This window comes from Brevundimonas albigilva, assembly GCF_023503965.1.
Classification (GTDB): domain Bacteria; phylum Pseudomonadota; class Alphaproteobacteria; order Caulobacterales; family Caulobacteraceae; genus Brevundimonas; species Brevundimonas albigilva.
Genome location: NZ_CP097298.1, coordinates 391,649 through 414,856, shown reverse-complemented (window position 1 = coordinate 414,856; position 23,208 = coordinate 391,649). Strand labels below are relative to the sequence as shown.

At 69.6% G+C, this 23,208-nt stretch carries 18 protein-coding genes and 2 pseudogenes; 10 read left to right on the top strand and 10 right to left on the bottom strand.

The features are described from left to right. The first annotated feature begins 112 nt into the window (after window positions 1–112). On the top strand, window positions 113–574 hold the full coding sequence (queF, locus tag MU852_RS02160) for a preQ(1) synthase (RefSeq protein WP_249750832.1): 462 nt from the start codon (window positions 113–115) through the stop codon (window positions 572–574). A gap of 34 nt (window positions 575–608) precedes the next feature. Here the strand turns inward: queF and MU852_RS02155 are convergent, their stop codons facing one another. Beyond that, a complete protein-coding gene (locus MU852_RS02155; RefSeq protein ID WP_249750831.1) occupies window positions 609–1,133 on the bottom strand; it encodes an SgcJ/EcaC family oxidoreductase in 525 nt (174 codons plus the stop codon). 52 nt (window positions 1,134–1,185) lie between these two features. Beyond that, on the bottom strand, window positions 1,186–1,899 hold the full coding sequence (locus MU852_RS02150; protein WP_249750830.1) for a helix-turn-helix domain-containing protein: 714 nt from the start codon (window positions 1,897–1,899) through the stop codon (window positions 1,186–1,188). A 257-nt stretch (window positions 1,900–2,156) separates the two neighbouring features. Between MU852_RS02150 and MU852_RS02145 the strand changes: the two genes are divergently transcribed. Further along, entirely contained in the window at window positions 2,157–2,966 is an 810-nt protein-coding gene (locus tag MU852_RS02145) for a DUF817 domain-containing protein (protein WP_249750829.1), read from the top strand. On the opposite strand, the gene MU852_RS02140 is transcribed toward MU852_RS02145, so the two are convergent. Both MU852_RS02140 and MU852_RS02135 read right to left on the bottom strand, forming a co-directional pair. Further along, window positions 2,963–3,682, bottom strand: a complete 720-nt coding sequence (locus tag MU852_RS02140) for a DedA family protein (protein WP_249750828.1) — start codon at window positions 3,680–3,682, stop codon at window positions 2,963–2,965. The two genes, MU852_RS02145 and MU852_RS02140, sit on opposite strands and share 4 nt — an antisense overlap. A 14-nt stretch (window positions 3,683–3,696) precedes the next feature. After that, complete coding sequence (locus MU852_RS02135) at window positions 3,697–4,290, bottom strand: nitroreductase family protein (RefSeq protein WP_249750827.1); 594 nt, start codon at window positions 4,288–4,290, stop codon at window positions 3,697–3,699. A 45-nt stretch (window positions 4,291–4,335) separates the two neighbouring features. On the opposite strand from MU852_RS02135, the gene MU852_RS02130 reads away from it, so the two are divergent. The 3 genes from MU852_RS02130 to MU852_RS02120 all read left to right on the top strand — a co-directional run bounded on the left by MU852_RS02130 (window position 4,336) and on the right by MU852_RS02120 (window position 6,085). Continuing rightward, the gene (locus MU852_RS02130) at window positions 4,336–4,962 is read left to right on the top strand and encodes an NUDIX domain-containing protein (protein ID WP_249750826.1); all 627 of its coding nucleotides are present in this window, start codon (window positions 4,336–4,338) and stop codon (window positions 4,960–4,962) included. Between the two features lie 20 nt (window positions 4,963–4,982). Further along, on the top strand, window positions 4,983–5,810 hold the full coding sequence (gene cysE, locus MU852_RS02125; protein ID WP_249750825.1) for a serine O-acetyltransferase: 828 nt from the start codon (window positions 4,983–4,985) through the stop codon (window positions 5,808–5,810). Window positions 5,811–5,875: 65 nt separating this feature from the next. Continuing rightward, window positions 5,876–6,085: a DUF3126 family protein gene (locus tag MU852_RS02120; protein ID WP_249750824.1), complete on the top strand. Its 210-nt coding sequence runs from the start codon at window positions 5,876–5,878 to the stop codon at window positions 6,083–6,085. Between the two features lie 7 nt (window positions 6,086–6,092). Here MU852_RS02120 and nagA read toward each other — a convergent pair. The 3 genes and pseudogenes from nagA to MU852_RS02105 form a co-directional block, all read right to left on the bottom strand. Beyond that, a pseudogene (nagA, locus tag MU852_RS02115) lies at window positions 6,093–7,229 on the bottom strand (N-acetylglucosamine-6-phosphate deacetylase). Then, window positions 7,229–8,260 carry an SIS domain-containing protein gene (locus MU852_RS02110; RefSeq protein WP_249750823.1) on the bottom strand — a complete coding sequence of 344 codons (1,032 nt, stop codon included), beginning with the start codon at window positions 8,258–8,260 and terminating at the stop codon, window positions 7,229–7,231. Before MU852_RS02110 ends, nagA begins: the two are co-directional and overlap by 1 nt. Then, the gene (locus MU852_RS02105; protein ID WP_249750822.1) at window positions 8,260–9,000 is read right to left on the bottom strand and encodes a GntR family transcriptional regulator; all 741 of its coding nucleotides are present in this window, start codon (window positions 8,998–9,000) and stop codon (window positions 8,260–8,262) included. The genes MU852_RS02110 and MU852_RS02105 overlap by 1 nt, the downstream gene beginning before the upstream one ends. A 265-nt stretch (window positions 9,001–9,265) precedes the next feature. Between MU852_RS02105 and MU852_RS02100 the strand changes: the two genes are divergently transcribed. The 4 genes from MU852_RS02100 (at window position 9,266) to nagE (ending at window position 18,508) form a co-directional block, all read left to right on the top strand. Then, window positions 9,266–12,025 carry a TonB-dependent receptor gene (locus MU852_RS02100; protein WP_249750821.1) on the top strand — a complete coding sequence of 920 codons (2,760 nt, stop codon included), beginning with the start codon at window positions 9,266–9,268 and terminating at the stop codon, window positions 12,023–12,025. 176 nt (window positions 12,026–12,201) lie between these two features. After that, window positions 12,202–14,316 (top strand): beta-N-acetylhexosaminidase, encoded by a 2,115-nt coding sequence (locus MU852_RS02095; protein ID WP_249750820.1) that lies wholly within the window; start codon window positions 12,202–12,204, stop codon window positions 14,314–14,316. Further along, complete coding sequence (gene ptsP, locus MU852_RS02090) at window positions 14,313–16,835, top strand: phosphoenolpyruvate--protein phosphotransferase (protein WP_249750819.1); 2,523 nt, start codon at window positions 14,313–14,315, stop codon at window positions 16,833–16,835. The genes MU852_RS02095 and ptsP overlap by 4 nt, the downstream gene beginning before the upstream one ends. Further along, window positions 16,832–18,508 carry an N-acetylglucosamine-specific PTS transporter subunit IIBC gene (gene nagE / locus MU852_RS02085; protein ID WP_249750818.1) on the top strand — a complete coding sequence of 559 codons (1,677 nt, stop codon included), beginning with the start codon at window positions 16,832–16,834 and terminating at the stop codon, window positions 18,506–18,508. The genes ptsP and nagE overlap by 4 nt, the downstream gene beginning before the upstream one ends. On the opposite strand, the pseudogene topA reads toward nagE, so the two are convergent. Beyond that, window positions 18,505–21,118 (bottom strand): annotated as a pseudogene (gene topA, locus MU852_RS02080) (type I DNA topoisomerase). The gene nagE and the pseudogene topA overlap by 4 nt on opposite strands. A gap of 179 nt (window positions 21,119–21,297) precedes the next feature. Between topA and MU852_RS02075 the strand changes: the two are divergent. Further along, entirely contained in the window at window positions 21,298–21,453 is a 156-nt protein-coding gene (locus MU852_RS02075; RefSeq protein ID WP_249750817.1) for a hypothetical protein, read from the top strand. Window position 21,454: 1 nt separating this feature from the next. Here MU852_RS02075 and dprA read toward each other — a convergent pair whose 3' ends face one another. Then, complete coding sequence (gene dprA, locus MU852_RS02070; RefSeq protein ID WP_249750816.1) at window positions 21,455–22,528, bottom strand: DNA-processing protein DprA; 1,074 nt, start codon at window positions 22,526–22,528, stop codon at window positions 21,455–21,457. Further along, the gene (gene plsY / locus MU852_RS02065; protein WP_249750815.1) at window positions 22,525–23,163 is read right to left on the bottom strand and encodes a glycerol-3-phosphate 1-O-acyltransferase PlsY; all 639 of its coding nucleotides are present in this window, start codon (window positions 23,161–23,163) and stop codon (window positions 22,525–22,527) included. Before plsY ends, dprA begins: the two co-directional genes overlap by 4 nt. Between the last annotated feature and the right edge of the window lie 45 nt (window positions 23,164–23,208).

The following is a 23,208-nucleotide window of genomic DNA, read 5'->3' as shown; positions in this document are numbered from 1 at the left end:
CACCGGGCCTTGCGCTGGAGTTCTGGGTTGCGACGGCCCGCCGCTGCTTCGTAGTCCGCTTCCCCGAGGCAGGAGGATTTTCAGGGGCGGCGCAAGCGACTACATGGCGGGGATGACCACAGATGTTTCCGGCCTCAGCCAGCTGGGCGCCCAGACCGCCGCGCCGACCAGCCCCGACACCGCCGTGCTGGAGCGGGTGCCCAATCCGCACGCGGACACCCTGTATCTGGCGCGGTTCACGGCGCCGGAGTTCACCAGCCTGTGCCCGGTGACGGGCCAGCCGGACTTCGCCCACATCGTTATCGACTATGCGCCGGGCGACTGGCTGGTCGAGTCCAAGAGCCTGAAGCTGTACCTGACGGCTTTTCGCAACCACGGCGCCTTCCACGAGGACTGTACCGTGGCCATCGGCAAGCGCCTGGCCGGCCTGCTGCAGCCGAAATGGCTGCGCATCGGCGGCTATTGGTACCCGCGCGGCGGCATCCCCATCGACGTCTTCTGGCAGACTGGTCCGGCGCCGGAAGGCCTGTGGTTGCCGGATCAAGGCGTGCCGACGTATCGCGGGCGGGGGTGAAGGCGGGGCGGCCGGCGGGGTCGATGAACGCCCTCTAACCGGCGTTCGACCGCATCTTCACCGGATCGAAGCGCGCCGCGAAGGGGTCGATCTGAACATTGGCGCCTTGGGCGATGCGAAGGCCGTCCGGGGTCCGCACAAGAACCAATGTCATACGATCTTCGGAAGCAGGCAGCGCATCTCCGCCCGGCGTCGTGAAGGCGCCGACGGACCATCGCACCACGGCCACGATCACGTCCTTTCCAAGCGATCGGACGCTTTGCACCTCCTGCAATGTCAGGGGAACGCCACGAAACATCGTTCCGAGATAGGCGCGGTGAGCGGCCAAGCCTTCGGCCCTGCCTTTCCAAAACATGCCGACGATGTTCACCCACTCGGTATCCTCGGTGAACAACAGATACATCCGGTCGGCGTCGCTGGCGGCCCAGGCTGCCTGGTATTCCTGCAGAACGGCGCGGACGGCGGCGACGTCGTCGTCGGACAGGGTGGAGGCCGGGGCGGCGAGTACGGACACGAGCGGCGCTCCTGCGATTGCGGTCATCACGTTTCGACGGTTCATGGCGAGGCTCCTTGAAAGCTGGAGGAGTCTGAAGCGACACCGGGTCCCCGCACTAGGAAGGATCGGACAAGGCCTGAAACTGTGGCTGAAAGCGACTGGCTGAGACGCCCGTGAAGGCATGAGCATCCCGAAGAAGGTGAGCTTGGTCGAAATATCCGAACCGATGCGCCAACTCGGTCCAACTCGATCGGGGCTCGGCGTCCCGCGCATCCATCACCGCCTCGAAACGCACGGAACGACAGTAGAGCTTGGGAGACAGTCCCACGCGTTCGACGAACAGCCGCTGGAAATGGCGATTGGAAACACCGGCACGTTCAGCCGCCCAGCCGACGTCTGGGGCGCCACGGGCCCGGCGAAGCAGTCGCGCAGCCCGATCCATCGCGTCCGGGGATCGTGCATCGACGAGGCGACGGCGTAGCCAAGTCTCGACGGAAGAAACGCGGGCTTCGAACGAGCGGCGAGCGCGGATTAGGGCGACCAGGTCGTCGAGCGGGGGCAAATCGAGATCGATCGCCGCCGCCGCGCGGTCCGCCAAGCCGCTCATGTTCAGGCCAAACAGCCGGTGAAATCCGGAGGGTTGGAAGGCGATATGGAAGGTGGAGACCGGCCCCTGCATCCATAGGCGGGTGGTGTGTCTGGACGACGGTCCCACCAAGACCGCGTCCGGCGCGGTCGCGAAAGAGCCGCCATCGACGCTGACCCGATAGGGCTGCTCCAGATACACCTCGAGGAACTGGGCCGGGCGACCGGGCAGGGGGAAGATCACACCTGGTCCGGTTTGCTCTCCTCGGCGTTCGGAATAGCCGCGGACCACAGTGACGCAATCGATCGATGGACGTGCTCGACGTTGGACGATCATGTTCGAGGATCAAGGTGGACGACACGGCACCCTACCACAGGACGATGTCGAATCTGACCAGGGTCTCACGCCCCGTCAGGACTCGCTGGCGCGGCCCCATTCGCTTATGACAGCGCGATGACGCCCCCCGCCGCTTGCCTGTTGAAACCTGGGGGCGTCGTCTGATGACGCGGGCCGAGGCCTGGGCCGACCGGTCCCGCCTGCGTCGCTACGCTTATGAGTTCCTGTGGTTCGGGCTGAAGCAGGGGTGGGCGTGCCTGTTCGGAGGGCTGATGCTGGCCCTGATCGTCGGCACCTTCCTGTGGTGGCCCGAGACGGCGCCGATCAGCCGCTACGACTTCCTGGTCGTGGGGGCGGTGCTGATCCAGGCGGCGATGCTGGCGTTTCGGCTGGAGAGCTGGGAGGAGGCGCGGGTCATCTTCCTGTTCCACGTCGCAGGCACGATCATGGAGCTGTTCAAGACGGCGCACGGGTCGTGGATCTATCCCGAGGACAGCTTGCTGCGCATCGGGGCCGTGCCGCTGTTCTCGGGCTTCATGTATGCGGCGGTGGGCAGCTATATCGCGCGGGTGCAGCGGATATTCCACATCCGGGTCCGGCGTTATCCGCCGCTGTGGACGACGTGGGTGCTGGCGGCGGCGATCTACGTCAACTTCTTCGCCCATCACTGGCTGCCCGACGTGCGGATCGCGCTGTTCGTGGCGACCCGCGCTGCTGTTCGGGCCGGGGTGGTTCTACTTCACGGCGGACCGGCGGCGGCGGGGATGCCGCTGCTGCTGGGCTATTTCCTGGTGGCGCTGTTCATATGGTTCGCCGAGAACCTGGGCACCTTCGCGCGGGCCTGGACCTATCCGGGACAGGCGGCCGGGTGGGAGATGGTGTCGCTGGGCAAGCTGGGCAGCTGGTTCCTGCTGATGATCATTTCGGTGGTGCTGGTGTCGATCGTGCACCGGCCCGAGCCGGAGCCCGCCTAACGGCTGCCGAGGGCGCCGCGCAGAATGACGGAACGGCGCGACACGCGCGTCTTGACCAGTCGATAGACGATGGCGACCGCCAGGATGGCGGCCGCGATGACGCCCAGTAGCAGGGTCGGGCCGTGCGCCTCGGTCAGAAGCTCCAGCCGCGCCAGACCCTGAGCGGCCAGGTAGCCGGGCGCGAGCATGGCCAGCACCCAGACCACGGCCGAGGCGACATTGCCGAACTGGAAGGCGCGTTGCCGCATCCGCACGATCCCCAGCATCAGCGGCACGAAGGCGCGCAAGGGGCCGAAGAAGCGGCCGACGAAGATCGACAGCACGCCGTAGCGTCGGCAAAAAAGGCGGGTCCAGGCGATGCGGCGCCGGTGCGGGGCGAACACCGGCCGGCGCAGGAAGCGCACGCCCAACCGCCGACCGCCCCAGTAGGACAGGGCGTCGCCCAGCACGGCGCCGACGACGCAGCCGACGACGACGTTGCCCGGGTCCAGCACGCCCGCCGCGATCAGGCCGCCGGCCGCGACCAGCAGCCCTGTCGCCGGCACGAAGGCGCCGACCACCGCCAGCGATTCCAGGAAGGTGATCAGCCCCAGGATGACCCCGGCCCAAAGGTGATTGCGGGCGACGAAGTCGCCGGCGGCTTGCAGCAGGGAATCCATGTCGCGGCCTTGGGGGAGGAAGGCGGTGTCGGTCGAGGCGAATCCGACAAGGGCCATCTTATGACGCCGCCTTACGGCAAACGCGTGACCTTCAGCGACAAATCGGGGCGGGGGCGTTCAAGGGCCGGCTCGGACAGGGCGCCGATGTGGATGAAGCCGGCGATGGTCTCGCCCTCCTGCACGCCGAATAGGGCGGCGCCTTGCGGGTCGTAGCTGTACCAGTCGGTGATCCAGCTGGCGGAATAGCCCAAGGCGCCGGCCGCGTGTTCCAGGTTCATGCAGACGGCGCCGGCCGACAACTGCTGCTCCCATACCGGCTTGGCGTTGGGGACGGGCGCCGAGATCACCAGGATGGTGACGGGCGCGGCGGTCAGCTTGGCCAGCACGGCCTGATCCTTGGCCGGCTTGTCGCGCGCCTCGGCCAGGACGGCCAGCTGCTCGGCGATGCGGGCGCGGGACTGGGGGCCCAGAACGACGAAGCGCCAGGGGAACAGCTTGCCGTGGTCCGGCGTGCGGGCGCCCAGGGTCAGGATCTCCTCGAGCTCGGCGTCGGACGGACCGGGGGCGATGAGGGCCTGGGCGGGGGCCGAGCGGCGCTCGGCCAGGCGTCGGCGCAACTCGGCCGAGGGGACGGGCGGGGGCAGGGGCTGATTGAGTTCGACCATGCCGCCTAGCTAGGCTTTCGCTCCGCCGTCCGCCATACCCGCAGGATGAAGGACGCGAACGAACCGAAATGGGCGGCGGGGCTGGCGAAGCCGCCGGCCTGGCGCAGCGACGGCGAGGAGACGCTGTTTCAGAACCCGTGGCTGCGGCTAACCCGGCATTCGGCGACGGCGCCGACGGGCGCGGCGGCCGACTATGTGGTGATGCGGCCGAAGAACGTCGGGACCGGCGTCCTGCCGATCCACGACGACGGCACGGTGGTGCTGGTGGGCCAGCAGCGGTTCGCCCTGGCGAACTACTCCTGGGAGATGCCCGAGGGCGGGGCGCCGCTGGACGAGGATCCGTTCGACGGGGTGCGGCGCGAACTGGCCGAGGAGGCGGGGCTGAGGGCCGAACACTGGCGGCCGGCGCTGACGATGGAGCTGTCCAACTCCATCACCGACGAGATCGCCATGACCTGGCTGGCCTGGGGCTTGAGCCCGGCGCCGACCGACCCGGACCCGACCGAGATCATCGCCGTGGTCCGCGTCCCCTTCGTCGATCTGTTGGACGAGATCGGCCGGGGGACGGTGCGGGACGCCATGACCGTGGCGACGGCCTACAAGACCTACCATATGGCCATGACCGGCCAACTGCCCCCGGCGCTGGCGCGCGCCTTGCTGGGGCGGCTATGATGCCGGGAAAGGAGCCCGCGATGGCCAAGCTGGAGATTGTCCCCGAAGCCGACGGCCTGGAGCTGTGGCGGCAGTTGCGCGCCTCGGCCGAGGCGGCGGTGCGCGAGGAGCCGCAGCTAGGATCGCAGATGAACGCGGTGATCCTGTCGCACGACGACCTGGCCGGGGCGCTGAGCTTTCAGATCGCGCGCAAGCTGGCGGACGGCGAGATGGGGGCCATGTCGGTGCGCGAGGTGTGCCTAAGCGCCTACGCCGCCGATCCGGCCATCGTCGCGGCGGCCGAGGCGGACCTGAGGGCCGTGGCCGAGCGCGATCCGGCGATCCGCAACCTGTTGCAGCCATTCCTGTATTTCAAGGGCTTCCAGGCGCTGCAGGGCTGGCGCGTGGCGCACTGGCTGTGGACCCAGGGGCGCGAGACCCTGGCCTTCCACTTCCAGAGCCGCATTTCCGAACTGTTCCAGCTGGACATCCACCCAGGCGCGCGCATGGGCAAAGGGCTGTTCCTCGACCACGGGACCGGCATCGTCATCGGCGAGACGGCGGTGGTCGGCGACAATGTCTCGATGCTGCACAATGTGACCCTGGGCGGCACGGGGGCCGAGCGCGGCGACCGTCATCCCAAGATCGGCAAGGGCGTGCTGCTGGGCGCGGGGGCCAAGGTGCTGGGCAATATCGAGGTCGGCGACTACGCCAAGGTGGCGTCAGGCTCGGTGCTGCTGAAGCCCGTGCCGTCGGGCTGCACCGTGGCGGGCGTGCCGGCGCGCGTCGTCGGCTGCCCCACCGCCGCCGAGCCGGCGCGGACCATGGACCACACGCTGGCCGACGTGGTGTACGACTTCGTCATCTGACGGGTTTCCCTGAAGACCCAACCCCTTTAGGGTCCGCGGCCAACTCCAGACCATCGAGGCCCGCCGTGAAAGACACCGACCTGAAGCGCATCGAGGGCCACCTCAAGCGCACCTTCAACACCGGCGGCATCATCCTGAAGCCGCGCCCCAAGCAGAACGATTCCGCCGAAGTCTATGTCGGCGACGAATTCATCGGCGTCGTCTTCGAGGACGAGGACGAGGAAGGCTCGTTCATGTTCGAAATGGCGATCCTGGCCGAAGATCTGCCGGACTGACGGCCCTTCAGGCGGCGTCGCGGACGCCGCCGATCCAGGTTTCGACCACCTTCAGATCGTCGTCCAGGGCGACGAGGTCGGCGGCCCGGCCCGGCGCGATCGCGCCCCGCTGGTCCGAAAGTCCCAGGAAGGCCGCCGGGCAGGCCGACGCCATGGCCAGGACCTGGGACAGGTCCAGTCCCAGCAGGGCGACCGCATTGCGAACCGCCGCGGCCATGTCCAGGTCCGACCCCGCCAGTACCCCGCTCTCGTCGTAGCAGAGCCCGTCCTTGACGGTGATTCGGCGGCCTTGAAGAAAGAAGTGGTCGCTGTCGGCGCCGACGCTGGGCATGGCGTCCGTCACCAGCATGAAGCGGTCGTGCGGGCGGCAGCGCAGCGCCAGCCGGAAGGCGACGGGATCCACGTGGTGGCCGTCGACGATGATCCCGCACCAGGCGTCCTGGTTCTCCAGCGCGGCGCCGACCACGCCGGGGGCGCGGTTCTGCAGTTGCGACATGGCGTTGAACAGATGGGTGACGCCGGTGATCCCGGCGCCGAAGGCCTCGCGCATCGTGGGATAGTCGGCGTCGGTATGGCCCGCCGCGACGCGCGCGCCGGCCTGGGCCAGGCGACCGACATGTCGGGCGTGGTCATCTCGGGCGCCAGGGTGATCAGGGTGCGGCCGCCCTTCAGCCGCGTCAGGCGGCGCACGGCGTCGTCGTCCAGCACGCGGAACTTGGAGGCGTCGTGGATGCCCTTGCGACGGACGTTCAGGAAGGGCCCCTCGATGTGGACGCCCAGCACGCCGGGCACGCCCGCCGCGATGGCGGCCTCCACGGCGTCGACGGCGCGGTCGATCACGTCCAGGTCGTCGCTGATCAGGGTGGGCAGGAGGCCGGTCGTGCCGAACCGGCGGTGCGCCGCGGCGATGGCGGCGACGCCCTCGGGGCTGGGGTCGTCGTTGAACAGCACGCCGCCGCCGCCGTTGACCTGGGTGTCGATGAAGCCGGGCGCCAGCAGGCGGCCGCGCAGGTCGTGATCCTGGCCCGAGGACGGGCGATCCGGCGTCACGGCGACGATCTCGACCCTGCTCGATGACGACGCTGAGGCCGTCGCGCACGCCGCCGGCCGTCGCCACCCGGCCGTTGATCAGGTTCACGGCCATCAGACGGTCTCGGTCACCTTGTTGAGGTAGGGCGGGCGGTCGGGATCGAAGCCGCGCGCGACGGACAGCCGCGCGGCCAGGCCGTAGAAGCTCTGGATCAGCAGGATGGGCTCCAGCGCCGGATGGCCGGGCGTGGAGGGCAGGGCGGTCACGCGGGGATCGCCGCCGCGGCCCGACAGGAAGACCCTCGCCCCACGCGCCGCGAAGTCGGTCGCCAGGTCCTCGGCGTCGTCGCGGGTGACGTCGGACTGGGCCAGCATCAGGACGGGGAAGCCGGACCTGACCAGGGCCATCGGGCCGTGGCGCACCTCGGCGGTGGAGAAGGCCTCGGCGTGCAGGCCGCAGGTCTCCTTCAGCTTCAGCGCGGCCTCGCGCGCCACGCCGAAGCCGCCGCCGCGCCCGACAACATAGAGGTTGGTCGCGGCCTTCAGGACGGGCAGGGCGGCGCTCCAGTCCTGGCGCCAGGCGGCCTCCAGCTGGTCGGGCAGGGCGGCAAGGCCCGCGCGCAGGGCGTCGTCCTGGGTCCATTCGGCGACCAGATGGGCGACGGCGATCAGGCTGGCGATGAAGCTCTTGGTCGCGGCCACCGACAGCTCCGGCCCGGCGCGCAGGGGAATGGTCAGGTCCGCGACCTGCGACAGGGGCGAGCCCTCGACATTGACCAGGGCGATGACGAAGGCGCCGCCCGCCTTGGCGGCCGATGCGGCGGCGACCAGGTCCGGACTCTTGCCGGACTGGGAGATCGCCAGACACACCCCGCCGGGAATGCGCGGCGTGCGGCCATAGACCGAACTGACCGCCAGCGGCATCGGGCTGGTCAGGACGCCGGTTCCGGATTCGATCAGATAGCGGGCGAAGACGCCGGCGTTGTCGGAGCTGCCGCGCCCGCAGATCAGGGCGGCGGAGGGGACGTGGTCGCGCAGACGGGCCGCCGCCGTCGCGACGATCCCGGCGTTGTCGCGCAGCTGAGCGGCGACCACGGCCGGCGCCTCGGCCGCCTCGGCGAACATCCTGGTGTCCTCGGCGCGCATCAGGCCGGTCCGTCATTCAGTTCGGCGACGAAGTCGTAGGCGTCGCCGCGATAGTAGGATTGCGTCACCTCGACCGCCTGGCCGTTGTGGAAGGCGCGGCGCTCGATCAGCAGGCCCGCGGCGCCGGCCGTCGTGCCCAGAAGCTCGGCCTGTTCGGCGTTGAACAGCACGGCGCGCAGCCGCTGAAGGGCGCGATTGGGGCGATAGCCGGCCTCGGCCAGGGCGCGGTAGAGGGAGGTGGTGACCGTCTCGATCCCCGGCAGGCAGGCGGCGGGAATGGTCGAATACTCCAGCGCCATCGGCAGGCCGTCAGCGTAGCGGATGCGGTTGAAGCGATAGACCGGCGTGCCGGGGCTGAGGCCCAGGGTGAGCGATTCCTCGGGCGTCACGGCGCCTTCGCTGCGGTTCAGCCAGGAGCTGGTAGCCTTGCGTCCGCGCGCGGCCATGTCCTCGGAGAAGGAGGTCAGCTTGGAAAAGCTCTTTTCGACCCGCGCGGCGACGAAGGTGCCGGCCCCCTGGCGGCGGGTGAGCAGGCCCTCGGCGACCAGACCGTCGAACGCCTTTCTGATGGTGATGCGCGAGACCGACAGCTCCTGGGCCAGGTCGCGTTCGGGCGGCAGGGCCTCGTCGGGCCTCAGGGCGTGGCGTTCGATCGCCTCGCGCACGGCGTGCTGAAGCTGCTGATACAGCGGCGCCGAACGCTGCGCGTCCAGCGCGCCTATGGCTTCAAGAAACGACATGTCGCCCCGTCCTGGATCAGCCCGCCCCCGGGCCTGTTGTTGCGCCCATCTGAACCGATGTCATGCGACCAATCAAGTACCAATAACAAAAAAGAGTAGGCCCAATTCGCATTTTGGTCTTGCGCGGTGTGATGGATTGATGAAAGTCTCTCCTTCAACGGCGGCGTAATCCAGCATTCGCGGTCGAGGGACAGACCGCATTGGTCTTGCATTGGGCTTTTCAGGATCTGCGGGGGCAGATCCATTGATGGGGAGAACTGGCGTCATGAGTATTCGTCATGCCTTGCTTGCCGGATCCGTCAGCGCCCTGGCGCTGGTCGCGTCCGGCCAGGCCTTCGCGCAGACCGCGGACGAACCGGTCAGCACCGTGGACGAGGTGATCGTCACCGGCATCCGGGCGTCGCTGCAGCAGTCGCTGACCACCAAGCGCAACGCCGACGCCATCATCGACGTCGTCACCGCCGAGGACGTGGGCAAGTTCCCCAGCTCCAACGTGGCCGAGGCCATCACCATCATTCCGGGTGTCACCGTCGACCGGGCGTTCGGCCAGGGCGAGAAGGTCTCCATCCTGGGCACCGATCCCGCGCTGAACCGCACCCTGCTGAACGGCCAGACGGTCGCCTCGGCCGACTGGTTCATCCTGGATCAGCCGGGTCGGACCTTCAACTACGCCCTGTTGGCGCCGCAGATCGTCGGCCGGGTGGAAGTGTTCAAGTCGCCCGAAGCCCGGATCGACGAAGGCTCGATCGGCGGCACGGTCGATGTCCTGACGCGCCGGCCGTTGGACCTGACGGGCGCCACGACTGCGTCCGGCGCGCTGACCTATCTCTACAACGACCGCTCGGAAGAAGGCGACCTGCAGTATTCGCTGCTGGGCGGCTGGCATAACGAGAACCGCACCTTCGGGGTCCTGGTCTCGGCCCAGCACGCCAAGGACAGCCTGCGCCGCGACGGCCTGGAGTCTTACGGCACCATTCCGGCCAGCTACTATAACGGCGGCAATCCGGAAAATCCCGGCGCCGACGCCATCGCCAACGGCAACTGCGTGGGCGACTGCGCAGCGACCCTGCTGGCCAACCCTGACGCGCGGGGTCTGAACTCGTTCGGCACCCACTTCTTCAACCAGACGCGCGAACGCGACAGCTACACCGTCGCCCTGCAATGGCGGCCGGTCGAGCAGCTGGACCTGAACTTCGACTGGCTGCACGTCGATGCGACCTACGACAACATCAACCAGTCGCTGTTCGCCTTCCAGGGCAACACCTGGAACAGCCTGGGCGCCCTGACCGACATCGAGGTCGAGGACGGCGTCATCACCTACGCCGCCTTCAACAATGCGCTGAGCGTGCTCGACGTCCAGTACCGCGAAGCCGAGATGACGACCGACAGCTATCACCTGGACGGCAAGTGGCGCGGCGAGGGCTGGGACCTGTCCGGCGACGTGGGCTACTCCAAGGCCGACGGCGGCACCCAGCGCCAGCTGTTCGGGGAGTTCCTGAACTGGGCCGATTACGAAGTCGATTTCCGCGGCGCGCCGGGCTCTCCGGGCGTGCTGACCTACACCGACCCGGCCAACAATGACGTGCTGAGCAATCCGGCCAAGTTCTCGTTCGACGGCGGCTGGGGCGCGGGCGATCCGTCGGTCGGGCCCGACGGATACAACGCCGGCTGGGGCGGCAACATCGTCTCCAAGCCCACGACGGACGAGGAGACCTATGGTCAGGTCGACCTAGGCTTTGATCGCGCCGGCTTCTTCGACCGGTTCCAGTTCGGCTACAAATACCGCAAGCACGAGACCGACCAGAAGATGTCGGGCGTGACGGTGCAGATCTATGGCGCGCCGGACAACGCCTCCCTGTTCAGTCCCGGTCAGGTGCCGGGCAACTATCTGGACGGCTTCGACGGCGTGAACGACCAGATGCGCAACCGCTTCAGCGTCGATGGCGACGCCCTGGCCGACTACATCGAGGCGGGCGAATACCTGCGACCCTGGCAGGCCGCGCCGGTGCCGACCATCTTCGGGAACGCTGAGTTCACGGCCCAGAACTGGAACGTGCAGGAGACGATCAACGCCTTCTATGGCCAGGCCAACTTCGAGAACGACCTGCTGCGCGGCAACATCGGCCTGCGCTACGTCCGCACCGAGTCGGACAGCGGCGGTTATGTCTGCGTCAATCAGACAGCGAGCGGCTGCGGCACGACGGCGGCGGACTGGGAATGGAGCGTCACCAGCAAGGAGTATGACGACTTCCTGCCCAGCCTGAACGTCGCCATCAACGCCGCTGAGGACGTCATCATCCGCGTGGCGGCGGCCAAGGTGATCGCGCGGCCGAACTATGCCGACATGTCCAACTACTTCTGGCTTTCGGATCAGATCCTGACCGGCGGCGGCGGCAACCCGGACTTGGATCCGTACGAATCCACCAACCTGAACCTGGCGGCCGAGTGGTATTTCCAGCCCGAGGCCATCCTGTCGGCAGAGGTCTTCTACAAGGACATCTCCAATTACATCTTGCAGCAGACGGCGCCGGAACAGCACTTCAACCAGGCCCAGAACGCGGTCACCACCTATCAGATCAGCCGCCCGACGAACGCGGGGTCGGCCGAGCTGAAGGGGCTGTCGGTCGCCTATCAGCAGACCTTCGGCTACGGCTTCGGGGTGCTGGCCAACTACACCCTTGTCGACGGCGAGGCGGACAATGGCCAGGACCTGCCGTTCAACTCCAAACACCAGGTCAACCTGAGCCCCTTCTACGAGAGCGGTCCGTTCTCGGCGCGGGTGACCTACACCTGGCGGTCCAAGTATTTCACCGGTCTGGATCGCGGCGACGCCTTGTACGTGCGCGATGTGGACACGCTGGACGCCACGGCGGGCTACCGGTTCAACGACAACGTCAGCCTGACGGTGTCGGGGCAGAACCTGCTGGACAGCGAGTACTACAGCTACGCCAACACCGTGGCCCTGCCGCGCGGCGTGTACCGGACGGGCCGCAAGCTGATGGCGACCCTGGCCGTCGAGTTCTGATCGATGGAGCGGGGACGGCGCCGCGTCGTCCCCGCAAGCCGATTGCCATGGCCGCGCTTCCGTATTCAGGATGCGGCCATGAGCGCTTCGACGGATGTTTCCCCTTGGCCTTCTCCTGAGGCCGAACTGGCGCGGGGCTTCGGCTCCGCGCGCTCTTTCCTTCAGCGAGATCCCCTATGACGCCGATCGTCCGCACGACCGCGGCCGCCCTGCTGGCCCTGTGCGTCGGCCTGGCGCCGGCCCACGCTCAGACGCAGGCCCAGACGCAAGCGCCGATCATCCCGGAGCCGCAGAGCGTGCGGGCGGGGAGCGGCGTCTTCACGCTGGAGAATGCGACGGTGCTGTCCGTCCCGGCGGGTGATGCGGAGGCGCGACGCGCCGCGACCTATTTCGCCGATCTGATGAAGCGCACGCGCGGGCTGGACCTGGCCGTGCGCGAGGGCGTGGCCGGCGCCGGCGTCATCGCCCTTCGGCGCGCGGACAAGGCGCAGGACGCCTACGGCCTGTCGGTCACCGACCAGGGCGCGACCATCACCGCCGGCGGTTTCGGCGGCTTCCTGTATGGCGGGATCAGCCTGTGGCAGCTGGCCACGGCCGAGGCGGGGCAGGGCCCGGCGCGCATCGCCGCCGTCGCCATCGAGGACGCGCCGCGCTTCGGCTGGCGCGGCCTGATGCTGGACTCGGCGCGGCACTTTCAGTCGCCCGAGTTCATCAAGGGCTTCATCGACTGGATGGCGCTGCACAAGCTGAACGTCTTTCACTGGCACCTGACCGACGACCAGGCCTGGCGGCTGGAGATCAAGCGGCATCCGCGCCTGACCGAGGTCGGGGCCTGGCGGGTCGAGGCCGGAGCCGGGCCGCACGCCGACCTCGATCCGGCGACCGGGCAGCCGCGGCTGTACGGCGGCTTCTACACCCAGGAGACGGTGCGCGACATCGTGGCCTATGCGGCCGCGCGAAACATCACCATCGTGCCCGAGGTCGACGTGCCGGGCCACGCCAGCGCGGCCGTGGCCGCCTATCCCGAGCTGGGCGTGACCGATGCGCCGGGCGCGGCCGTGCCTGCGGTGCCGGCCGACTGGGGCGTCTATCCGACCCTGTTCAACACCGAGGAGTCCACCATCGCCTTCTTCGAGCAGGTGTTCGACGAGGTGATGGACCTGTTCCCCGGCGAATACGTCCACGTCGGCGGCGACGAGGCGGTCAAGGACCAGTGGAAGGCCTCGCCCCGGACGCAGGCGCGGATGCGCGAGCTGGGCCTGGCGAACGAGGAAGAACTGCAGAGCAGGTTCATCGGGCGGCTTGAGAAGCATCTGAACGCGCGCGGTCGACGGCTGATCGGCTGGGACGAGATCCTCGAGGGCGGGCTGGCGCCGAACGCCACCGTCATGTCGTGGCGCGGCGTGGACGGCGCGATCGAGGCGGCGCGGCTGGGCCACGACGCGGTGATGACGCCGGGGCCGGTGCTGTATTTCGACTATCGCCAGAGCCCGACCGACGGCGCGCCGGGGCGCAAGATCGTCTCCTCGCTGGAGGACGTCTATCGCTTCGATCCGACGCCGGACGAACTGACGCCGGAACAGGCGCAGCGGGTGATCGGCGTCCAGGCCAACATCTTCACCGAGCACATGCGCACCGAGGACCGGGTCGAATACATGGCCTTCCCGCGCGTGGCGGCCCTGGCCGAGGTGGCCTGGACCGCGCACGACCGGATGGACTGGGACGCGTTCCGGGCGCGGCTGGAGCCGCAGTTGGCGCGCTATCGGACGCTGGGCATCGACTATGCGACAAGCGGGCTGGAGCCCGCGCCGCCCGTTCCGGGCGAGGGCGAGCGGCGCTACAGCCACCAGCTGACGACCTGCTCGGACGGGCTGGTGCTGTCGCTGATCGACGACGCGCCGGTGAGCGGTGACCGTTCTGTCTTCATGATGGACATCATGAACCCGTGCTGGACCTATGAAGGCGCCGACCTGAGCGGCGGCAAGCGGATCGAGGTCGCGGTGGGGCAAGTCCCCTTCAACTTCCAGATCGGGGCGGCCAGGGACAACATCCGGCTGGCGACGCCGGCCACGCCCGAGGGCGAGCTGAAGGTGTTCGTCGGCAAGGCCTGCGACGGCCAGCCGGCGCTGGTGCTGCCGCTGAAGGCGGCCTCGGCCGATCCGGGCGTGACGGTTCTGAGCGGCGACCTGCCGGCGAGGGACGGGCGAACCGACCTGTGCCTGCGCTTCGCCCAGCAGGGGCTGGACCCGATGTGGGGCGTCGATTGGGTGCGGATCGGAGGCGCGCAGTGACATCCGTCGTCGTCCATGCGCCCATGGCGGGCTGGCTGGCGCCGCTGGGCGAGGTTCCCGACGCCGCCTTCGCCGAGGGCTTGGTGGGCGACGGGGTCGCGATCGATCCCACCGAGCCCGTGGTGCGCGCGCCGTTCGACGGGGTCGTCGTCGGCCTGCCGGCCAGTCGCCACGCGGTGACGGTGCGCTCGGCCGAGGGCGTTGAGGTGCTGATTCATGTCGGGCTGGAGACGGTGGCGCTGAACGGGGCCGGATTCACGGTCCATGCAGCCGAGGGCGCGAAAGTGAAGGCGGGCGATCCGCTGCTGACGCTGGATCTGGACGTCATCGCCGACGGGGCGAAAAGCCTGCTGTCGCCGGTGATCGTGGTCGGCGGCGGCGCGGCGACGGCGATCGATCCGGGGCGCAGCGTCAGGGCGGGGGAGGCGATCCTGACCGTCGTGATCGAGGACGGCGCGGCCGTGCAGGGCCAGGGCGAGACGTTGACGACGATGGTCAGGGCGCCGCTGCCGCATGGCCTGCACGCGCGCCCCGCGGCCCGGATTGCGGCCTGCGCCAAGGGTTTCGATGCACGGGTGACCTTGAGGCTGGGCGAGCGCCGGGCCGACGCGGCCAGTCTGGTCGCCCTGATGGGGTTGGGCGTCCGGGACGGCGACGAACTGAAGCTGGAGGCGTCGGGGCGTCAGGCGGCTGAGGCGCTGGAGGCGGTGCGGGCGTTGATCCTGTCGGGTCTGGAAGAGGGGCAGGGCCACACGGCGACGGTCGTCGCGTCGGTGAAGGCCGCGCCCATCATCGGCGAGGATGGCGAACTGATCCTGAGCGGGGTCACGGCGGCGCCGGGCCTGGTCGTCGGTCGGGCCGTGCGCTTGCGCCAGAGCGAGATCGTCGTGGCCGAGGCCGGCCGGGGCGTGGCGGCCGAGACGACGGCGCTGCATCAGGCCTTGTCCGCCGTGCGTTCCCAGATCGAGCGGGCCGCGGCCGGGGGCGGGGCGCATCGCCGCGCCATCCTGGCCGCCCACCTGGCTTTCCTGGACGATCCCGGCCTGATCGAGACGGCCGAGCGCCATGTGGCGGAGGGGCGCGGGGCCGGCTTCGCCTGGCGCGAGGCGACGCGGGCGGGCGCGGCCCTGTTCCGCGCCATGGACGATCCACGCATGGCCGAGCGGGCCGACGACCTGCTGGACCTGGAACGCCAGGTGCTGATCGCGCTGTCGGGCGAAGCGGCGCCGGCGCCCGTCGCCATCGGGCCGGGTTCGATCGTGGTGGCCGACGACCTGTTGCCGTCGCAGCTGATGGCGCTGGACGCCGCGCGGCTGGCGGGGATCTGCACGGTGCGCGGCGGGCCGACATCGCACGTCGCCATCCTGGCCGCGGCCATGGGCGTGCCGGCCGGCCTGGTCGCGGTGGGCGACGGGCTGGAGCGGGTCGAGGACGGCGTTCTGGTGGTGCTGGACGCCGACGGCCGCCAGATGATCGCCGCCCCGTCCGCTGCGCGGCAGGCCCGCGCCCAGAGCGCCGCGGCCGCGCGAGAGCGTCGACGCGCCGACGCCCGCGCCCTGGCGGGCGAGGACTGCCGCACGGCCGACGGGGTCCGCATCGAGGTGTTCGCCAATCTGGGCGACGCGGCTGAAGCCGCGCCGGCCGTCGCGGGCGGCGCCGAGGGCTGCGGCCTGCTGCGGACCGAATTCCTGTTCCTGGAGCGCGAGACGGCGCCCGACGAGGACGAGCAACTGGCCGAGTATCAGGCCATCGCCGACGCCCTGGACGGGCGGCCCCTGATCGTGCGCACGCTGGACGCGGGCGGCGACAAGCCCTTGCCCTATCTGCCGACCCCGCCCGAGGAGAACCCAGCGCTGGGCCTGCGCGGCGTGCGGTCCGGCCTGCACCGGCCCGACATCCTGCTAACCCAGCTGCGGGCGATCTGCCGCGTGCGATCCAGAGGCGCGGTCGCGGTGATGCTGCCGATGATCGCCTCGGTCGCCGAGGTGCGACAGGCGCGCGCCATGCTGGACGTCGCGGTCGCCGAGACCGGCGGCGCGGCGCCCCTGCTGGGGGTGATGATCGAGACCCCGGCGGCCGCCATGACCACGGACCGGCTGGCCCCGGCCATCGACTTCATCTCCTTCGGCACCAATGACCTGACGCAATACGCCCTGGCGATGGATCGCCAGAACGCGGGGCTGGCGGCGCAGCTAGACGGGCTGCATCCCGCCGTGCTGCGCCTGATCGCCCGGTCGGTGGAAGGGGCGGGCGCGCTGAAATGGATCGGCGTCTGCGGCGGACTGGCGTCGGACCTGACGGCCGTTCCCATCCTGATCGGCCTGGGCGTGCGCGAACTGTCGGCGACGCCGTCGATGGTCGCGGAGGTCAAGGCTGTGGTGCGCGGCCTGACCCTGGACGACTGCCGCGCGCTGGCCGCCGAGGCCCTGGCGCAGGACGGCGCCGAGGCGGTGCGCGCCCTGGCCGGCGAGCGGCTGGCCGCGCTTCTCCAACCCCGCGCCGTGGGAGCCGTGGCATGAAGATCGGTCTGTCCAGCCTGCAGCCGCTGGGCCGCGCCCTGATGCTGCCCATCGCCGTGCTGCCCATCGCGGGGCTGCTTCTGCGGCTGGGCCAGCCGGACCTTTTGGACATCGCCTTCATCTCGGCGGCGGGGCAGGCGGTGTTCTCCAACCTGGGCCTGCTGTTCGCCGTGGGCGTGGCTGTGGGCCTGGCGCGCGACAACAACGGCGCGGCGGGCCTGGCGGGCGTGGTCGGCTATCTGATCGCGGTCGAGGCGTCCAAGGTGCTGCTGACCGTGCCGCAGGAGATCACGGCCGGGCTGACGGGCGACGCGCTCGGGGCGGCCGGGACCGCGTTCAAGGATCAGGCGATGGCGCGCCTGGGGGTGCCGATCGGCATCGTCTCGGGCCTGATCGCGGGCGACTTCTACAATCGCTTCTCGACCTTGAAGCTGCCCGACTACCTGGCCTTCTTCGGCGGGCGGCGGTTCGTGCCGATCGCCTCTGGGCTGGCGGCGCTGGCGCTGGCGGCGATCGTGGGGCTGTCGTTCACCGCCATCGACCACGCCATCGACGTGTTCAGCCGGGCGGTCGTCGGATCGGGCGAGATCGGCCTGTTCGTCTATGGCCTGCTGAACCGTCTGCTGATCATCACCGGCCTGCATCACATCCTGAACAATGTCGCCTGGTTCATCGTCGGCGACTATCAAGGGGCAACGGGCGACCTGAACCGCTTCTTCGCCGGCGACCCGACGGCGGGCGTCTTCATGAGCGGCTTCTTCCCGGTGATGATGTTCGGCCTGCCGGCCGCCTGCCTGGCCATGTATCACGCCGCCCGGCCCGAGCGCAGGAAGGCCGTCGGCGGCATGCTGGCGTCCCTGGCCCTGACCGCCTTCCTGACCGGGGTGACCGAGCCGATCGAGTTCACCTTCATGTTCCTGGCGCCGGTGCTCTACGCCATCCATGCGGTGCTGACGGGCGCAGCCATGGTGGTGATGGACCTGCTGGGGGTGCGGCTGGGCTTCACCTTTTCGGCGGGGCTGTTCGACTATGTGCTGAACTTCGGCAAGTCGACGCGGCCGTGGCTGCTGATCCCCGTCGGCCTGGTCTATTTCAGCCTCTATTACGGCCTGTTTCGACTGTTCATCCGGGTGCTGAACCTGAAGACCCCCGGTCGCGAGGACGAGCCGGTCGAGGCGTCGGCGGCCCCGAAGGCCGCCGGGGGGCGGGGCGAGGATTTCGTCGTCGCCCTGGGCGGGGCGGGCAATCTGACGGCGGTGGCGGCCTGCACCACGCGGCTGAGGCTGGGGATTGCCCAACGCGAGGCGGTGGACGAGGCGGCGCTGAAGCGGTTGGGCGCACGCGGCGTGATCGCCCCGGCGCCGGGCAGCCTGCAGGTGGTGCTGGGCCCCATCGCCGACGCCGTGGCCCAGGAGATGCGCGACCACATGGGCGGAGCCGCTCTGGCCGCGACCGCCGCGACGCCGCCGCGCGCGACCGAGGTGGCCCTGTCGGAGCGCCTTACGCGGGCCTTGGGCGGACGGTCCAATGTCACGGCGGCCGAGACCAAGGCCGGGCGGCTGTGCGTCACCCTGGCGCGGCCCCAGGCCGTGGACGAGGCGGCGCTGGCGGCGGAGGCGCGCCACGGCTTTGTCCGCTCCGGCGCGAACCGGCTGCAGATCCTGCGGGGTTAGTCCTCAGCCTTCTTCGGGGCCGCCTTCTTGGCCGTCGCGGCCTTCTTGGCCGGCGCCTTCTTGGGCGCGGCCGCCTTCTTGGCGGGGGCCTTCTTCTTGGGCGCGGCGGCGGCCTTGGCTGCGAGTAGCGGCAGGGCGTCTTCCAGCGTCAGGTCTTCCGGCGCCGCGCCCTTGGGCAAAGTGGCGTTGATCTTGCCGGACTTCACATGGGGGCCGAAGCGGCCGGCCATGACGTGGATCGGCTCGCCCGTCTCGGGATGGGCGCCCAGGTCCTTGAGCGGGGCCGCCGCGGCGCCGCGACCGGCCCGGCCGGCGCGCTTTTCGGCCAGCAGGGCCACGGCGCGGTTCAGGCCGACCTCGAACACCTCCTCGATGTCCGAGACGTTGGCGTATGTGCCGGCGTGTAGGACGAACGGCCCGTAGCGGCCCAGGCCGGCCGTGATCGGCTTGCCGTCCTCGGGGTGGACCCCGACCTCGCGCGGCAGGGCCAGCAGACGCAGCGCCTGGTCCAGTGTCAGCGAGGCGGGGGACCAGCCCTTGGGCAGGGACGAGCGTTTCGGCTTTTCGCCATCCGGCGGCGTGATTTCGACATAGGGGCCGAAGCGGCCGATCTTCAGCTGCACCGGCTGGCCCGTCGCCGGGTCGATTCCCAGTTCGCGGTCGCCGCTCTCGGCCGAACCGTCCTCGGCCGACGGGCTGGCGACCGGGCGGGTGTATTTGCAGTCGGGATAGCGCGAACAGCCGATGAAGGCGCCGAAGCGGCTGGTCTTCAGGCTGAGCTGGCCCTGGTGGCACAGGGGGCATTCGCGCGGGTCAGAGCCGTCGCCCTTGTCCGGGAAGATATGGGCGCCCAGGCTTTCGTTCAGGGCGTCCAGGATGGCGGTGGTGCGCAGTTCCCCGGCGGCCTGGGTCGCGGCGTGGAAGTCCTGCCAGAAGTTGCGCAGCAGCACCTTCCAGTTCAGGTCGCCGGCCGACACCTCGTCCAGCTGGGTCTCCAGGGCGGCGGTGAAGTCGTATTCGACCCACTTCCTGAAGAACTGCTCCAGGAAGGCCGTGACCAGGCGGCCCTTGTCCTCGGGGTAGAAGCGGTTTTTGTCGACGCGGACATATTCGCGGTCGCGCAGGGTCGACAGGGTCGAGGCGTAGGTCGAGGGGCGGCCGATGCCCAGCTCTTCCAGCTTCTTGACCAGAGTGGCTTCCGAATAGCGGGGGCGGTTCGGTGAAATGCTGGTCGGTGCGGATGGCGTCGACCTTGGCGCGCGCGCCTTCCTTCAGCGCCGGCAGGCGGCGGGCGTCGTCTTCGCCCTCGTCGCCTTCCGCCCCCTTCTGCTTCTCGTCGCGGCCTTCCTCATAGACGGCCAGGAAGCCGTCGAAGGTGACCACCTGGCCGGTGGCGCGCAGGCCCGTCTGGCCGTCGGAGGTCTCGATCTCGACCGTGGTGCGGTCCAGGCGCGCCGCCTCCATCTGGGAGGCTACCATGCGCTTCCAGATTAGTTCGTAGAGGCGCTGCAGATCGGAATCGAGGCGCACGGAATCGGGGTGGCGGGCGATGTTGGTCGGCCGGATCGCTTCGTGCGCTTCCTGAGCGTTCTTGGCCTTCACCTTGTAATAGCGCGGTTCCGAGGGAACGTAGGCGGGGCCGTATTCCTTGCCGATGACCTCACGCGCCTGGGCCAGGCCCTCGGGGCTGACCGAGACGCCGTCGGTCCGCATATAGGTGATCAGGCCGCCGGTCTCGTCGACGCCCTCATACAGCTTCTGGGCCGCCTGCATGGTGCGCTGGGCGGTGAAGCCCAGCTTGCGCGCGGCTTCCTGCTGCAGGGTCGAGGTGGTGAAGGGCGGGGCCGGATTGCGCCGGACCGGCTTCTTCTCGATCGAATTGATGGTGAAGTCGCCGGCCTGGATGGCGGCGCGGGCGGCTTTGGCGGTCGCCTCGTCCTTGATGTCCAAGCGCTGGACGCGCTTGCCGGCGTGCTTGACCAGGCGGGCGGTGAAGGGCGGGCTGTCGGCGTTCAGATCGGCCTCGATGGACCAGTATTCCTGAGGCTTGAACTTCTCGATCTCCATCTCGCGATCGACGACGATGCGCAGCGCGACCGACTGGACGCGGCCGGCCGAGCGGGCGCCCGGCAGCTTGCGCCACAGGACCGGCGACAGGGTGAAGCCGACCAGATAGTCCAGCGCGCGACGGGCCAGATAGGCCTCGACCAGCTCCATATCCAGCTGGCGCGGATTGGCCATCGCCTCCAGCACGGCGGACTTGGTGATGGCGTTGAAGGTGACGCGTTCGACGTGGGTGTCCTTCAGCGCCTTCTTCTTGTTCAGCACTTCCAGGACGTGCCAGCTGATCGCCTCGCCTTCGCGGTCGGGGTCGGTGGCCAGGATCACGCGGTCGGCGCGCTTGGCCGCCTCGGCGATTTCGGACAGGCGCTTGGCGCCCTTGGCGTCGGCCTCCCAGTGCATCGAGAAGTCGTCGTCCGGCAGGACGGAGCCGTCCTTGGACGGCAGATCGCGCACGTGGCCGTAGGACGCCAGGACCTCATAGTCCGCGCCGAGATACTTGTTGATGGTCTTGGCCTTGGCGGGGCTCTCGACGATGACGAGGTTCATGATGGGGTCAGTCTCGGGAAGGGGCGCGAACGTGGTTGGCGCGAGCGCTGCTGTCAATCGCTTCCCGCGCGTTACACCCTAAGGTAGTTGTGTTTTTTAACAAAGCGCGTCTAGATTGTTGGTTTGCAACGGAGGCGATTATGAACGCGGCGCGACGGACACCGACACCGACGACCCCTGTGCGTTCCGATATCGAGGCGGCGCCCTTCCCCACACGGGAATATATCGGCGCGATGGCGCTGGAGATGGCGCGCATGGCCCGCGACGACGGGGACGGGCGCCTGGCGGCGATGCTGGAGCAGGTGGCCCAGGTCGCGGGCGCCCCGCCGGCCTGACCTACAGCGACGCCAGACCGCCCGGCAGCAGTTCCGCCCGGCCGGCCAGGCTGAGTTCCAGCAGGGCGGCGGCGACCTGGGCGACCGGCAGGTCCAGGGCGCGGGCGATCTCGTCGCGCGGCGTCGGCGTGGGCGACAGGAGGGCGGCGACCCGTTCCAGCAGGCCGTCGTCCAGATCGCCTTCGTAGATAAGCGAGGGCGCCGGGGGCTCGCTAAGCCCGCGCAGGGTGGTGAAGGCGCGTTCGATGTCCTCGATTCCTTCGCACAGGATGGCGCCCTGGCGCAGCAGTTCGTTGGGGCCGCGGGCCCGGGGATCCAGCGGCGAGCCCGGCACGGCGAAGACGTCGCGGCCCTGTTCGGCGGCCAGGCGCGCGGTGATCAGCGAACCGGACCGAATCTCGGCCTCGACCACCACCACGCCGCGCGACAGGCCCGAGATGATGCGGTTGCGGCGGGGGAAGTCGCGCGCCTGGGCGCGGGCGCCGATCGGGCTTTCGGAAACGACGCAGCCCCGGTCGACCACGCGGGCGTAGAGGTCGGCGTGTTCGGGCGGATAGATGTCGTCCACCCCTCCGCCCAGGACGGCCACGGTCCCGGTCGACAGGGCCCCCTCGTGGGCGGCGGCGTCGATGCCGCGCGCCAAGCCCGAGACGACGACATGGCCGGCCTGGCCCAGCTGATCGGCCAGGCCTCGCGCGATGCGCTGACCGCCGGCCGACGCGATGCGGGCGCCGACGACGGCGACGCAGGGGCGGGCCAGGAGTTCCGTTCGGCCGCGCGTCCACAGGACGGGCGGGGCAGGATCGAGCGCCGCCAGCCTCTCCGGATAGTCGGGATCGCCCAGCACCAGAAGTCGGGCGCCGATGCGATCTCCGGCCGCCAGTTCGCGCTCAACGGTTTCGGGTGGCGGGGGAATGGAGGCGGCTCCGGACTTGCGAACCAGGTCGGGCAGGGCCCCCAGCGCGCGGACGGCCGAACCATAGCGGCCCAGAAGCTGGGCGAAGGCGACGGGACCGATGCGGTCGGTGCGGGCCAGCCGCAGCCGTGCGAACCGCTCGGCCGCCGACAGGGTCACGCCTTCTTCGCCCCGATGCGCGGTTCCTGGCCCTTCAGCAGCCGGGCGATGTTCTCGTGGTGCCGGATCCAGATCAGCACGGCGGCGAAGACGGCCAGCGCCAGGATCGGCGCCGAGACCGGCAGGCCGACCGCCGCCAGCGGAAGCAGGGCCAGGAACGGCGCCGTCGCCGAGGAGATCAGGGCCGCCAGCGACGAATAGCGGAACAGGAAGGCGCAGATCAGCCACACGGCCCCCGCCATCAGGCCCAGCGGCCAGGCGGCCGCCAGCAGCAGGCCGTAGAAGGTGGCCACGCCCTTGCCGCCCTTGAACCTCAGCCAGATGGGGAAAAGGTGACCCAGGAAGGCCGCGCCGCCGGCGACGGCGCCGGCCAGTTCGCTGTCGAACAGGTGACGGGCGATCAGCAGGGCGGCGACGCCCTTGCCGGCGTCCAGCAGCAGGGTGGCCAGCGCCAGGTCCTTGCGGCCGGTGCGCAGGACGTTGGTCGCGCCGATATTGCCCGAGCCGATGTTGCGCACGTCTCCGGCGCCGGCCGCGCGGGTGATGACCACGCCGAACGGTATGGAGCCCAGCAGGTAGCCGCCCAGCGCCACGAGGGCGAGCGTCGCCACGGTCGGCGCGACCAGATCCTGCACGTTGATCTCGCTCCCCTTGTCCTGTCGCGGCAAAATGCGTCGGCC

Bases quoted from the DNA above. Each gene is read 5' to 3' on its own strand.
- queF (WP_249750832.1), top strand. From the start codon at position 113: ATGACCACAGATGTTTCCGGCCTCAGCCAGCTGGGCGCCCAGACCGCC.
- MU852_RS02155 (WP_249750831.1), bottom strand. From the start codon at position 1,133: ATGAACCGTCGAAACGTGATGACCGCAATCGCAGGAGCGCCGCTCGTG.
- MU852_RS02145 (WP_249750829.1), top strand. From the start codon at position 2,157: ATGACGCGGGCCGAGGCCTGGGCCGACCGGTCCCGCCTGCGTCGCTAC.
- MU852_RS02140 (WP_249750828.1), bottom strand. From the start codon at position 3,682: ATGGCCCTTGTCGGATTCGCCTCGACCGACACCGCCTTCCTCCCCCAA.
- MU852_RS02135 (WP_249750827.1), bottom strand. From the start codon at position 4,290: ATGGTCGAACTCAATCAGCCCCTGCCCCCGCCCGTCCCCTCGGCCGAG.
- MU852_RS02130 (WP_249750826.1), top strand. From the start codon at position 4,336: ATGAAGGACGCGAACGAACCGAAATGGGCGGCGGGGCTGGCGAAGCCG.
- cysE (WP_249750825.1), top strand. From the start codon at position 4,983: ATGGCCAAGCTGGAGATTGTCCCCGAAGCCGACGGCCTGGAGCTGTGG.
- MU852_RS02110 (WP_249750823.1), bottom strand. From the start codon at position 8,260: ATGCGCGCCGAGGACACCAGGATGTTCGCCGAGGCGGCCGAGGCGCCG.
- MU852_RS02105 (WP_249750822.1), bottom strand. From the start codon at position 9,000: ATGTCGTTTCTTGAAGCCATAGGCGCGCTGGACGCGCAGCGTTCGGCG.
- MU852_RS02100 (WP_249750821.1), top strand. From the start codon at position 9,266: ATGAGTATTCGTCATGCCTTGCTTGCCGGATCCGTCAGCGCCCTGGCG.
- MU852_RS02095 (WP_249750820.1), top strand. From the start codon at position 12,202: ATGACGCCGATCGTCCGCACGACCGCGGCCGCCCTGCTGGCCCTGTGC.
- nagE (WP_249750818.1), top strand. From the start codon at position 16,832: ATGAAGATCGGTCTGTCCAGCCTGCAGCCGCTGGGCCGCGCCCTGATG.